This window comes from Pseudomonas sp. SDO5591_S426, assembly GCF_054070755.1.
The window spans coordinates 1-12,349 of sequence record NZ_JBSVXD010000028.1; the positions used below are offsets into that span (position 1 = coordinate 1).

The 12,349-nt window shown below is 61.5% G+C and carries 8 protein-coding genes; 6 read left to right on the forward strand and 2 right to left on the reverse strand.

What is annotated here, in order from left to right:
* Nucleotides 1–48 precede the first annotated feature (48 nt).
* Both ACW9JC_RS08745 and gshB read right to left on the reverse strand, forming a co-directional pair.
* Nucleotides 49–948 carry a TonB family protein gene (locus ACW9JC_RS08745; protein WP_457454697.1) on the reverse strand — a complete coding sequence of 300 codons (900 nt, stop codon included), beginning with the start codon at nucleotides 946–948 and terminating at the stop codon, nucleotides 49–51.
* A 64-nt stretch (nucleotides 949–1,012) separates the two neighbouring features.
* The gene (gene gshB, locus ACW9JC_RS08750) at nucleotides 1,013–1,966 is read right to left on the reverse strand and encodes a glutathione synthase (protein ID WP_338583671.1); all 954 of its coding nucleotides are present in this window, start codon (nucleotides 1,964–1,966) and stop codon (nucleotides 1,013–1,015) included.
* A 225-nt stretch (nucleotides 1,967–2,191) separates the two neighbouring features.
* On the opposite strand from gshB, the gene pilG reads away from it, so the two are divergent.
* The 6 genes from pilG (at nucleotide 2,192) to ACW9JC_RS08780 (ending at nucleotide 12,309) form a co-directional block, all read left to right on the forward strand.
* Nucleotides 2,192–2,596 (forward strand): twitching motility response regulator PilG, encoded by a 405-nt coding sequence (gene pilG / locus ACW9JC_RS08755; protein ID WP_046053663.1) that lies wholly within the window; start codon nucleotides 2,192–2,194, stop codon nucleotides 2,594–2,596.
* Between the two features lie 57 nt (nucleotides 2,597–2,653).
* Entirely contained in the window at nucleotides 2,654–3,019 is a 366-nt protein-coding gene (gene pilH / locus ACW9JC_RS08760; RefSeq protein ID WP_338583670.1) for a twitching motility response regulator PilH, read from the forward strand.
* A gap of 10 nt (nucleotides 3,020–3,029) precedes the next feature.
* The gene (locus ACW9JC_RS08765) at nucleotides 3,030–3,569 is read left to right on the forward strand and encodes a chemotaxis protein CheW (protein WP_416127683.1); all 540 of its coding nucleotides are present in this window, start codon (nucleotides 3,030–3,032) and stop codon (nucleotides 3,567–3,569) included.
* Nucleotides 3,570–3,700: 131 nt separating this feature from the next.
* Nucleotides 3,701–5,761 carry a methyl-accepting chemotaxis protein gene (locus ACW9JC_RS08770; RefSeq protein ID WP_457454698.1) on the forward strand — a complete coding sequence of 687 codons (2,061 nt, stop codon included), beginning with the start codon at nucleotides 3,701–3,703 and terminating at the stop codon, nucleotides 5,759–5,761.
* A 49-nt stretch (nucleotides 5,762–5,810) separates the two neighbouring features.
* The gene (locus tag ACW9JC_RS08775; protein WP_457454700.1) at nucleotides 5,811–11,846 is read left to right on the forward strand and encodes an Hpt domain-containing protein; all 6,036 of its coding nucleotides are present in this window, start codon (nucleotides 5,811–5,813) and stop codon (nucleotides 11,844–11,846) included.
* A complete protein-coding gene (locus ACW9JC_RS08780; protein ID WP_457454702.1) occupies nucleotides 11,839–12,309 on the forward strand; it encodes a chemotaxis protein CheW in 471 nt (156 codons plus the stop codon). Before ACW9JC_RS08775 ends, ACW9JC_RS08780 begins: the two co-directional genes overlap by 8 nt.
* Nucleotides 12,310–12,349: the final 40 nt, after the last annotated feature.

Genomic DNA, 12,349 nt, shown 5'->3' on the forward strand with positions numbered 1-12,349 from the left:
TACCGGGGAATGAGTACATCTGTAGGAGTTGCCGAAGGCTGCGATCTTTTAATTACTGGACAACCGATCGCCGCGCGCAAACTTCCACGTCCGGATAATTTCCAGGCGATCGATATCCGACAAATCACCGGTAAACGGCGCAAACGGCGCCGCCAGCCGCACGATGCGCTGCGCCGCCTGATCCAGCAGCGGTTGCCCGGAGGATTCCAGCACCAGCACTTCGTACAGCGAGCCGTCGCGGTTGATCGACACCATCAGGCGTAAATTACCGTAAATCTGTTTGCGCCGGGCTTCATCCGGGTAATTGAGGTTGCCGATGCGCTCGACCTTCTTGCGCCATTCGTCTTTGTACCAGGCGCCCTTGTCGCGCATGGTCGAGGCGGCGCTCAGGCGGTGGATGCGCGGGCGCTTGGCGTACAGCTGTTGTTCGTTGGCCAGTTCGGCTTCCAGGCTGGCGATGTCGCTGGACAGTTGTTCAGTGTCGAACGTCGGCGCGGCCACCGCAGGCTTGGTGACAGGCTTGGGTTCTTCGGTTTTGGTGGCGGCTTTCTTCTGTTTCGGCGCGACGGTGGTCACGGCAGCCTTGGGCGGGGCTTCCTGTTGTTCAGGTTTGGCCGCTGGCGGTGGCGTGACTTTTTGCACCTTGTTGTCCTGGAACGGCGCGATCTCGGTGGTCTTGGGGATCGCCTTTTTATCCAGGCTGCCGCTGCCTTGCTGGTTTTCCTGGGCGAGGAAATCGGCCTTTTCCGGCTTCTTTTCGCTCTTGAACGTGGCGAGGGTGATTTCCAGGGTCCGGCTGATCTGCTTGGGCTCGACCACGGCAAACCCGACGCCCAGCAGCAAGGCCAGGTGAATCAGCGCCGCCAGAAACAGGGTAAAACCGAGGCGATCGGCCGGGCGCACGCCACGGTGGGCGAGTTCGGCGGGCAGATCGGACGGGAGGGTCATGACAAGGAAACCAACATCGCGTTTTCACAGGCCGCGCATGATAACGCAATGTTGGTTTGGCTAATCAACGTGCCTTGAGCTTCTGATCGATGGCATCCATCAGCATGCTGCCGATATCAGTGCCGAAGGCGTTGTCGATCTCGCGGATGCAGGTCGGGCTGGTGACGTTGATTTCCGTCAGGTGCTCGCCGATCACGTCGAGGCCGACGAACAGCAGGCCTTTTTCGCGCAGGGTCGGGCCGACTTGTGCGGCGATCCAGCGATCCTTTTCGGTCAGCGGACGCGCTTCGCCACGGCCACCGGCTGCGAGGTTGCCACGGGTTTCACCGGCGGCAGGAATGCGCGCCAGGCAATAATCCACAGGTTCGCCGTCAATCATCAGGATGCGTTTGTCGCCGTCCTTGATCGCCGGCAGGTAAGCCTGGCCCATGATCTGCTGGGCGCCCAGGGCGGTCAGGGTTTCGAGGATCACCGACAGGTTCGGGTCGCCAGCGCGGTGACGGAAGATCGACGTGCCGCCCATGCCGTCCAGCGGCTTGAGGATCACATCGCCGTGTTTGGCGGCGAATTCACGCAGCACGTCGGCACGGCGGCTGACCACGGTCGGCGGCGTGCACTGCGGGAACAGCGTGGCGAACAGCTTCTCGTTGCAATCGCGCAGGCTCTGCGGCTTGTTGACCACCAGCACGCCGGCGCTTTCGGCTTGTTCGAGCAAATAGGTGGAGTAGACGAACTCCATGTCGAACGGCGGATCCTTGCGCATCAGGATCACATCGAGATCGCTGAGCAGCGAATCCTGCTCGGCACCCAGTTCGAACCACTTTTCCGGGTTGGCGAACACTTGCAGCGGCCGCATCCGCGCCCGTGCCTGGCCTTCGCCCTGGTACAGGTCGCGCTGTTCCATATAGAACAGTTCCCAGCCACGCTTCTGCGCGGCCAGCAGCATGGCCAGCGAGCTATCCTTTTTATAGGAGATGCTGGCGATAGGGTCCATGACAATCCCGACGCGAACGCTCATTGGGTTTTCCTCGAAAATTGGCTACCGGATCGGTACGAAAAAAGTGGCGTCAGAGTGGCGCTGAGTGTGTTCCCGGTCAAGGAAAAACCACCGCGCCGGTCGGCCGATAGATTGGTTATTGAGACTGTGCTAAAAAGACTGCCATGTTGTGGTGGCCCTTGAGTATCAAGGCTTTCGAGCCGCCAAACGGACAAATTGATTCACAAAGGCGACGGTAGAGCATTTATGGAACAGCAGCCCAGCGCCTTGAAGGTCATGGTGATCGACGATTCGAAGACGATTCGCCGCACCGCCGAAACGCTGCTCAAGAACGTGGGTTGTGAGGTCATCACGGCCATCGACGGTTTCGATGCCCTGGCCAAGATTGCCGACAATCACCCCGGCATCATCTTTGTCGACATCATGATGCCGCGTCTGGATGGCTATCAGACCTGCGCTTTAATCAAGAACAACAGTGCATTCAAGTCCACGCCGGTAATTATGCTGTCGTCCAAGGACGGGCTGTTCGACAAGGCCAAGGGGCGCATCGTCGGCTCCGACCAGTTTTTGACCAAGCCTTTCAGCAAGGAAGAACTGCTGAACGCGATCCAGGCCCATGTTCCGGGCTTCGCCGCCGTTTTGCCGCAGTAAGACACGCACAGTGACGCTCGGCCAGCGGGCCTTGCGTCGACAAGAATGGGGAAGACCATGGCACGTATTCTGATCGTCGATGATTCGCCGACTGAAATGTACAAACTGACCGGCATGCTGGAAAAGCACGGTCATGAAGTGTTGAAAGCCGAAAACGGCGCCGACGGCGTGGCCCTGGCCCGCCTGGAAAAACCCGATGCGGTGCTGATGGACATCGTCATGCCCGGCCTCAACGGCTTCCAGGCGACCCGCCAGCTGACCAAGGACCCGGAAACCGGGCACATCCCGGTGATCATCATCACCACCAAAGATCAGGAAACCGACAAGGTCTGGGGCACGCGCCAGGGCGCCAAGGATTACCTGACCAAACCGGTCGATGAAGAAACCCTGCTGAAAACCCTGAACAACGTGCTGGCCGGTTGATCGTCCGGCCATGACCGAGTCGCTGACGGCTTTTGAGCTGCTGCTGCAGATCGACCAGCGCTGTCGCCTGCTGGCGGCGGACTTGCCGTCGCAGCCGACCCGGCAGGACAGCTGGAGCGGCATCGGCTTCCGCTTGGGCGAACACTGGTATGTCGCGCCCATGAGCGAAGTCAGCGAGGTGCTGCACGAACCGCGTTTTACTCAGGTGCCGGGCGTCAAATCCTGGGTCAAGGGCGTGGCCAACCTGCGTGGGCGCTTGCTGCCGATCATGGATCTGGGGGCGTTCTTCGGGCACGAACTGTCGGTGGCGCGTCGACAACGGCGAGTGCTGGTGGTGGAGCATCAAGAGGTGTTCGCCGGGCTGATGGTCGATGAAGTGTTCGGCCTTCAACACTTTGCCCAGGACAGTCTGGAAGCCGTGCCGATAAATGACGTGCAGGTACCGATGGCAGCGTTCGTCGAAGGCTGCTTTCAGCGCGAACAGACCTGGCGGGTGTTCAGCCCGTTCGCGCTGGCGCGGTCGCAGGGGTTCATGAACATCGCGGTATAGGCTCTTGTAGGAGCCGAGCTTGCTCGCGATGCAGGCGCAGAAGTTCATCAGGTACACCGCGTTATCGTTCATCGCGGGCAAGCCTTGCTCCTACAAGAGCGGGGGGAATTGGGCAGGACAGGCGAAGACCGATGATAAAAGCAAAAACAGGCAAGCCAATGGAAGGGTCGCGCAGTCGTTCGCAGATCATCGCGCTGTTCATCGCGCTGATCATTTTCATCATGCTGTTGTTCGCCAACTTCGCGTACCTCAACACCCAGGCCACCTACGACAAACAGTACATCGGTCACGCCGGCGAGCTGCGCGTGCTGTCGCAGCGCATTGCCAAGAACGCCACCGAAGCCGCCGCCGGCAAGGCTGCGGCATTCAAGTTGCTCAGCGATGCGCGCAACGATTTTGCCCAGCGCTGGAGCTATCTGAAAAAGGGTGATCCTTCCACCGGTCTGCCACCGGCACCGGCCACCGTGCGCCCGGAAATGCGTGCCGTGCAGATGGACTGGGAACGCCTGCTGAAAAATACCGACGCCATTCTTTCCAGTGAGCAGACGGTGTTGTCGCTGCATCAGGTCGCCGCGACTCTGGCCGAAACCGTGCCGCAGTTGCAGGTCGAGTACGAGAAGGTTGTGGAAATCCTCTTGCAACGCGGCGCCCCGGCCGCTCAGGTCGCGGTGGCCCAGCGTCAATCGCTGCTGGCCGAACGCATTCTGGGTGCGGTGAACACGGTGTTGTCCGGCGACGAGAGCTCGCAACAGGCCGCCGACGCTTTCGGTCGCGATGCGGCGCGATTCGGTCAGGTGCTCAACGGCATGCTTCAGGGCAATGCGGCGCTGAAAATCAGTCAGGTCGAGGATCAGGATGCACGGGCGCGGTTGAGCGAAATTTCCGAGCTGTTCGAATTTGTTTCCGGCTCGGTGGATGAAATCCTCGAAACCTCGCCGGAGCTGTTCAAGGTGCGCGAGTCGGCGACCAATATTTTCAGCCTGTCGCAAACCCTGCTCGACGAAGCCTCGCACCTGGCTGGCGGTTTTGAAAACCTTGCCGGCGGACGCAATACCGACACCATCGGTGGTTATGTACTGGGCCTGGCGGCGTTGATGTCGATCATCCTCATCGGTCTGGTGATGGTCCGCGAAACCAACCGGCAGTTGCGCGAAACCGCCGAGAAAAACGAGCGCAACCAGAACGCGATCATGCGTCTCCTTGATGAAATCGAGGACCTGGCCGACGGTGACCTGACCGTGACCGCCTCGGTGACCGAAGACTTCACCGGCACCATCGCCGACTCGATCAACTATTCCGTGGACCAGCTGCGCGACCTCGTGGCCACCATCAACCTGACCGCCGGGCAGGTCGCCGCCGCCGTGCAGGAAACCCAGGCCACCGCCATGCATCTGGCGCAGGCCTCGGAGCATCAGGCGCAGCAGATTTCCGAAGCCTCCACCGCGATCAACGACATGGCCGAATCCATCGATCAGGTTTCGGCCAACGCCGCTGAATCCTCGGCGGTGGCCGAGCGCTCGGTGGAAATCGCCAACAAGGGCAACGAGGTGGTGCACAACACCATCCACGGCATGGACAACATCCGCGAGCAGATTCAGGACACCGCCAAGCGCATCAAGCGCTTGGGCGAGTCTTCCCAGGAAATCGGCGACATCGTCAGCCTGATCGATGACATTGCCGATCAGACCAACATCCTCGCCCTCAACGCGGCGATCCAGGCATCGATGGCCGGTGATGCCGGGCGCGGATTCGCGGTGGTAGCCGACGAAGTTCAACGCTTGGCCGAGCGTTCTTCAGCGGCCACGCGACAGATTGAAACGCTGGTGCGGGCGATCCAGACCGACACCAACGAAGCGGTCATCTCCATGGAGCAGACCACCACCGAAGTGGTGCGAGGAGCCCGTCTGGCGCAGGATGCCGGCGTGGCCCTGGAAGAAATCGAAGGGGTGTCCAAAACCCTCGCGGCGCTGATCCAGAGCATTTCCAACGCTGCACAGCAACAGACGTCGTCTGCCGGTCAGATTTCCCTGACGATGAACGTGATCCAGCAGATCACCACGCAGACCTCGTCCGGTTCTACCGCCACCGCCGAGAGCATCGGCAACCTGGCGAAAATGGCCAGTCAGCTGCGCCGCTCGGTGTCCGGTTTCACCTTGCCGGCCACCAAGGCGCAAGTGACGGACAAAGCTTGAACCGCCCACGGGCGTAGGCACATTGACTGAAGTGGGAACTGGAGTGGTTATGGGTGATCGGCACGACTATGTGGCCCTCGAATGGGTCAAAGGCGAGATTGCCGAAACGCTGAAGCAGGCTCATCACGCGATCGAAACCCAGCTTGATGACCCGCAGGCGACGCACGCCCTGAGCGAATGCCTGGCGTGCATCCATCAGGTTCACGGCAGTTTGCAGATGGTCGAATTCTACGGCGCGGCCCTGCTCGCCGAAGAAATGGAACAACTGGTCAGCGCCTTGCAACAGGGGCGCGTCAGCCATCGTGACGAAGCGTTGCACCTGATGCTGCAAGCCCTCGGGCAACTGCCGATCTACCTCGACCGGGTACAAAGTGCCCGCCGCGACTTGCCGCTGGTGGTGCTGCCATTGATTAACGACCTGCGCAGCGCCCGTGGCGAAAGCCTGTTGTCGGAAACCAGCCTGTTCAGCCCGCAATTGCCGGACCTGCCGCCGCTGGGCGCAGAGTCCCTGGTGTTGCTGGAGCCGGCGGAGCTGCCGAATGTGCTGCGCAAGTTGCGGCAAATGTTGCAGATGGCATTGGTTGGTTTGTTGCGCGAACAGGATGACGATACCCACCTCGGTTACCTGGCAAAGGTTTTCACCCGTCTCGAAAGCCTGTGCGGCAACGCGCCAATGAGCCCGTTGTGGCAGGTCGCTTCGGCGCTGGTCGAAGGCATGCGCGGCGGCGCGATCGCCAACAGTCCGGCCTTGCGCAGCCTGTTCAAGGACGCCGACAAGGAACTCAAGCGTCTGCTCGAACAGGGCATCGGTGCCATCAATCAACCGGCGCCGCCGGAGCTGCTCAAGAGTTTGCTGTTTTACATTGCCAAGGCCGAACACCCCACCGGGCAGATGCTGACCATGAAAGATCGCTACGGACTGGACGATGCGCTGCCCAACAGCGCGATGGTCGATGAAGAACGCGCACGGCTGGCCGGTCCTGACCGCGATGCCATGCGCTCGGTGTTGGCCGCGTTGTGCGAAGAGCTGGTGCGGGTCAAGGAGCGCCTGGACCTGTTCGTGCGCAGCGACCGGCAACACACCTCCGATCTCGACAGCCTGCTGGCGCCGCTGCGGCAAATCGCCGACACCCTGGCGGTGCTGGGTTTCGGCCAGCCGCGCAAGGTCATCATCGATCAACTGGCGGTGGTGCTGAGCCTCGCCCAAGGCCAGCGCGCGCCTGATGACGCGATCCTCATGGACGTCGCCGGGGCTTTGCTCTACGTCGAAGCCACGCTGGCCGGCATGGTCGGTACGGTGGAGCCCGAGAGCCAGGAAGACAGTCGCCTGCCGACCACCGACCTGACGCAGATCCATCAGATCGTGATCAAGGAAGCACGCATCTGCCTGCAACAGGCCAAGGACATGATCGTCGACTACATCGATGCCGACTGGGACCGCCAGCATTTGCAGGCACTGCCGGCCTTGCTGACCCAGGTGCGTGGTGCGCTGGCGATGATTCCGTTGAGCCGCGCCGCGAGCCTGATCGAAACCTGCAATCACTTCATCCGCGAACATCTGTTGCTCGACCCCGGCCAGCCCGGCTGGCAGGAACTCGACAGTCTTGCCGACGTCATCACCAGCCTCGAATATTACCTTGAGCGCCTCAGCGACGACCCCGAGGCGCCCGGCGAACAACTGCTCGACGTGGCGGAAAAAAGCCTGGCCGCGCTCGGCTTCTTCCCGAATGAAAAGCCCAGCGAACAGCATGTGCCGGTGCTTGACGATGTGTTGAGCCCCAGCGAAGCGCAAATCATGCAGCAACGCCAGGAGCTGGATGCTCCCGCCATCGTCCAAACCCTGGCCGATGTGCTCGCCAGCCCGGTCTCGGCCCTGAACCCGCCCGCTCTGAACACGCCGGGCAGCCTGTTGCCGCCGCCTGTTGGCGAGGAACCGGTGGACGATGAATTGCGCGAAGTGTTCCTCGAAGAAACCGATGAAGTCCTGGAAATTCTTCGCGAGTATTTGCCGCGCTGGTCGGTCAATCCCGACAACCGCTCGGCTTTGAGTGAATTGCGCCGCGCCTTCCATACCCTCAAGGGCAGTGGTCGCATGGTCCGCGCGCTGGTGCTCGGCGAACTGGCCTGGGCCATGGAGAACCTGCTCAACCGCGTACTGGAAAACAGCGTGGAACCGGGCGCTACGGTGCAGCAACTGCTCGGTGATGTGCTGAACCTGTTGCCTGAGTTGGTGGCTGAATACGCCGCGAATACCCAGCGCCAGCGCAATGATGTCGACCAATTGGCGGCTCGCGCCCATGCCTTGGCCAAGGGTGAAGAGCCGATCTGCGACGAGGACACGCAAGACGTCACGGCGCTCGATCCGCTGTTGCTGGAGATCTTCCGCAAAGAAGCCGAAACCCATTTGAGCAGTCTCAATCGCTTCCTCGAACAGGCCGCCGAACATGTGCCGTTGCAGGCCAGTGACGAGTTGCTGCGTGCCTTGCACACCCTCAAGGGCAGTGCGTCGATGGCCGGGGTTTTGCCGATTGTCGAACTGGCCACACCGCTGGATCAACTGGCCCGGGAATACAAAGCCCACCAGATCGCCTTGGACCTGGATGAAGTCGAAGTACTGCTGGAGGCCGAAGGTTTGTTTCGGCTCGGCTTGCGTCAGCTCAGGACCGATCCACTGGCGGAAATCCCCCACACCCAATCGTTGATCGAGCGGGCTCGGGCGATGCTGGCCGAGCGTCTGCAAAACCTTCTGGATGCTCCGAGCAGCGGCTTGCGCATCAAGCGTGATCCGCAGCTGATCAACAACTTCCTGGCCGAAGGCATGGACATCCTGCTCGACGCCGAAAGTCTGCTGCAGCGTTGGCAGCAACACCCCGGCGAGCGTCAGGAACTCAGTGCGCTGCTCGACGAATTGACCACCCTCGGCGAAGGCGCGCACCTGGCCGATCTGCATCCGGTGGATGAGCTTTGCGAAGCCTTGCTTGACCTCTACGGTGCCGTGGAAGAAAGCAGCCTGGCCGTCAGCGAGGCGTTTTTCCTCGAGGCGCAAAGTGCCCACGAAGCGCTGATCAACATGCTCGACGAACTGGCCGCCGGCCAGGAAGTCACGCCGCGCCCGGAGCGGATTCAGGCCTTGCACGGATTGCTCGATCAGAGCCTCGACCCGTCGGCCATGGGCCTGATTCGCAGCGATGGCAGCCGCACCCTGAGCATTCGCGACCTGTCCGATGCCACCGCCGAATTGGCACAGAGCACTTTGGGAGACCTGGCACCGACCACTGTGGGAGCTGGCTTGCCAGCGATAGACTCACAGGCGCCACGTTCATCCAATGAAAACGCATCATCGTTAACGCCCATCGCTGGCAAGCCAGCTCCCACAGTGGAACTGGACGACGAGATCGTCTCGATCTTCCTCGAAGAAGCGGTGGACATCCTCGAAAGCGCCGGTCAGGCCTTGCAGCGCTGGTTGAACGAACCGCAAAACGGTGCGCCGCTGTCGTCCTTGCAACGCGACCTGCACACCCTCAAGGGTGGCGCGCGGATGGCCGAGGTTGAGCCGGTCGGTGATTTGGCCCATGAGCTGGAAAGCCTCTACGAAGGTTTGGTCGACCGCCGCTACAGCCACAGCGAAGTGCTCGTGCAGTTGCTGCAACACAGCCATGACCGGTTGGCGCAATTACTTGAGCAGTTGCAGAACCACCAGCCGCTAGGCGACCCGAGCGAGCTGATCGAGGCGATTCGCGCGTTCCGTCAGGGCCACGCGGGCCACGCCGATGTGATCGAGCCGGCGGCCAGCAATGATTCGGCGCATCACGACAGCGAGCTGCTGGACATCTTCCTCGAGGAAGGTTTCGACATCATCGAGAGCTCTGGTGCGGCGCTGGTGCGCTGGCAGGCCGAGCCGTCGAACCGCCAGGAAGTGGAAACCCTGCTGCGCGACCTGCACACCCTCAAGGGCGGTGCACGGATGGTGGAAATTGCCCCTATCGGCGATCTGGCCCATGAGCTGGAATTTCTCTACGAAGGCTTGTCGGCCGGTGTACTGAAACCCACAGACGCGTTGTTTGAACTGCTGCAACGCAGCCATGACCGACTGGCGCAAATGCTCGACGCGGCCCGCGCCGGTGAGCCGTTGCCGCCTGCGGACCGATTGATCGACACGATCAAGAATTTCAGTCACCCGGCCGTGCCTGAGGCCCCGCCACCAATCGTGTTGCCCGTAGCGGCAAAACCTGAGACGCCGCAGCTGCAAGCGGATGCCGGTGCGGACATGGTCAAGGTCTCGGCGGAGCTGCTCGATGACCTGGTCAACCTGGCCGGTGAAACGTCGATCTTCCGTGGCCGGATCGAACAGCAAGTCAGCGATGCCCAAGTGGCGCTGAACGAGATGGAAACCACCATCGAGCGGATACGCGACCAGTTGCGCCGTCTCGATACCGAAACCCAGGGTCGGATTCTCAGCCGCCAACAAGTCGATGCCGAGCGCTTGGGTTACGAAGAATTCGACCCGCTGGAGATGGACCGTCACTCACAGTTGCAGCAACTGTCGCGGGCCTTGTTCGAATCCGCCTCCGACTTGCTCGACCTCAAGGAAACCCTCGACCGGCGTAATCAGGACGCGGAAAACCTGCTGCAACAGCAGGGCCGCATCAACACCGAGTTGCAGGAAGGCTTGATGCGTACGCGCATGGTGCCGTTCGAGCGGATGTTGCCGCGCTTGAGGCGCATCGTCCGTCAGGTCGCCGGCGAGTTGGGCAAGGACGTCGAATTCATCGTCGGCAACGCCGAAGGCGAGATGGACCGCAACGTGCTCGAACGCATGGCGGCGCCGCTGGAACACATGCTGCGCAACGCCGTGGACCATGGCCTTGAGTCCACTGAGGTGCGGGTCGCGGCGGGCAAGCCGGCGCAAGGGCGGATCACTCTCGACCTGTTGCGCGAGGGCGGCGACATCATTTTCGACATCCGCGACGACGGTGCCGGTGTGCCGCTGGACGCCGTGCGGCGCAAGGCAATCAAGCGTGGTTTGCTCGATCCGAACAGTGAAGTCAGCGATCGCGACGTGTTGCAGTTCATCCTGCAACCGGGCTTTTCCACCGCCGAGAAAATCACCCAGATCTCCGGTCGCGGCGTCGGCATGGATGTGGTGCACGAAGAGGTGCGGCAACTGGGCGGCAGCATGAGCATCGACTCGGTGCCGGGGCAGGGCGTGCACTTCCGCATCCGCCTGCCGTTCACCGTGTCGGTCAATCGGGCGCTGATGGTGCAATGCTTTGAGGATCAGTATGCGATTCCGCTGAACACCATCGAAGGCATCGTCCGCGTGTTGCCCAACGAACTCGAAGGGCATTTCCGCCTCGATCCACCGACCTACGAATACGCCGGGCAGCGCTACGAACTGTGCTACCTGGGCGAGTTGCTGAAGACCAGCCCCCGGCCAAAACTGTTGGGCCAGAGCCTGCCGTTGCCGGTGCTGCTGGTGCAATGCAACGAGCGTCACATCGCGGTGCAAGTCGATGCCATGGCCGGCACCCGCGAGATCGTGGTCAAGAGCCTCGGCCCGCAATTTGCGGCAGTGCAGGGCGTGTCCGGGGCAACGATTCTGGGGGATGGCCGGGTGGTGCTGATTCTCGATTTGCTGGCGCCGATCCGCGCGATGCAGGCGCATGTGCCGCAACGCCCGGTGAGTCACGAAACCGAGGCAGAGCCGCAGCGACCATTGCTGGTGATGGTGGTCGACGATTCGGTCACGGTGCGCAAGGTCACCAGTCGTTTGCTTGAACGTCACGGCATGAACGTACTGACCGCCAAGGACGGGGTCGACGCTATGCTGCTGCTCGAAGAACACCTGCCGGACGTGATGCTGCTGGACATCGAAATGCCGCGCATGGACGGCTTCGAAGTGGCGACGCAAGTGCGCAACGATGAGCGCTTGCAGCACCTGCCGATCATCATGATCACCTCCCGCACGGGCCAGAAACACCGCGACCGGGCCATGGCCATCGGCGTCAACGACTACCTCGGCAAGCCGTACCAGGAATCGGTACTGCTCGAAAGCATCGCCCTGTGGAGCAAAACCCATGCTTGAGCGGCGCATCAATCAGCGCAGCATCAACCTCACCGGCCTGGTGCTGCCCCTGGCCGACCGCAACCTGATCCTGCCCAACGTGGCGATCGCCGAGCTGATCGATTACCAGCCTGCAGCGTTCGATCTGGATACGCCGCCGTGGTATCTGGGGCGGGTCAGTTGGCGCAACCGGCAGATTCCGTTGCTCAGTTTCGAGTCGGCGTGCGGGCAGAAAATCGTCATCGGCGAACGCGCGCGGATCGTCATCCTCAATGCGCTCGGCGGCCGGCCTGAACTGAAGTTCATCGCGATGCTGGTGCAAGGGATTCCGCGTTCGTACAAGCTCGACAGTCAGTTGAGTTATGTCGATGTGCCGTTGTGTTCGCTGGAGACAGCGGCGGTGCAGGTGGCGGATCAAGTGGCGAAGGTGCCGGATTTGTTGGCGATGGAGGAGTTGTTGGTGGCTGCCGGGTTGGGTAATTGATCCCGAGTTTGTGGTGATTTTCCTGGCCCCATCGCGGGCA

Coding starts and splice junctions, on each gene's coding strand:
- ACW9JC_RS08745 (WP_457454697.1), bottom strand. CDS start 948: ATGACCCTCCCGTCCGATCTGCCCGCCGAACTCGCCCACCGTGGCGTG.
- gshB (WP_338583671.1), bottom strand. CDS start 1,966: ATGAGCGTTCGCGTCGGGATTGTCATGGACCCTATCGCCAGCATCTCC.
- pilG (WP_046053663.1), top strand. CDS start 2,192: ATGGAACAGCAGCCCAGCGCCTTGAAGGTCATGGTGATCGACGATTCG.
- pilH (WP_338583670.1), top strand. CDS start 2,654: ATGGCACGTATTCTGATCGTCGATGATTCGCCGACTGAAATGTACAAA.
- ACW9JC_RS08765 (WP_416127683.1), top strand. CDS start 3,030: ATGACCGAGTCGCTGACGGCTTTTGAGCTGCTGCTGCAGATCGACCAG.
- ACW9JC_RS08770 (WP_457454698.1), top strand. CDS start 3,701: ATGATAAAAGCAAAAACAGGCAAGCCAATGGAAGGGTCGCGCAGTCGT.
- ACW9JC_RS08775 (WP_457454700.1), top strand. CDS start 5,811: ATGGGTGATCGGCACGACTATGTGGCCCTCGAATGGGTCAAAGGCGAG.
- ACW9JC_RS08780 (WP_457454702.1), top strand. CDS start 11,839: ATGCTTGAGCGGCGCATCAATCAGCGCAGCATCAACCTCACCGGCCTG.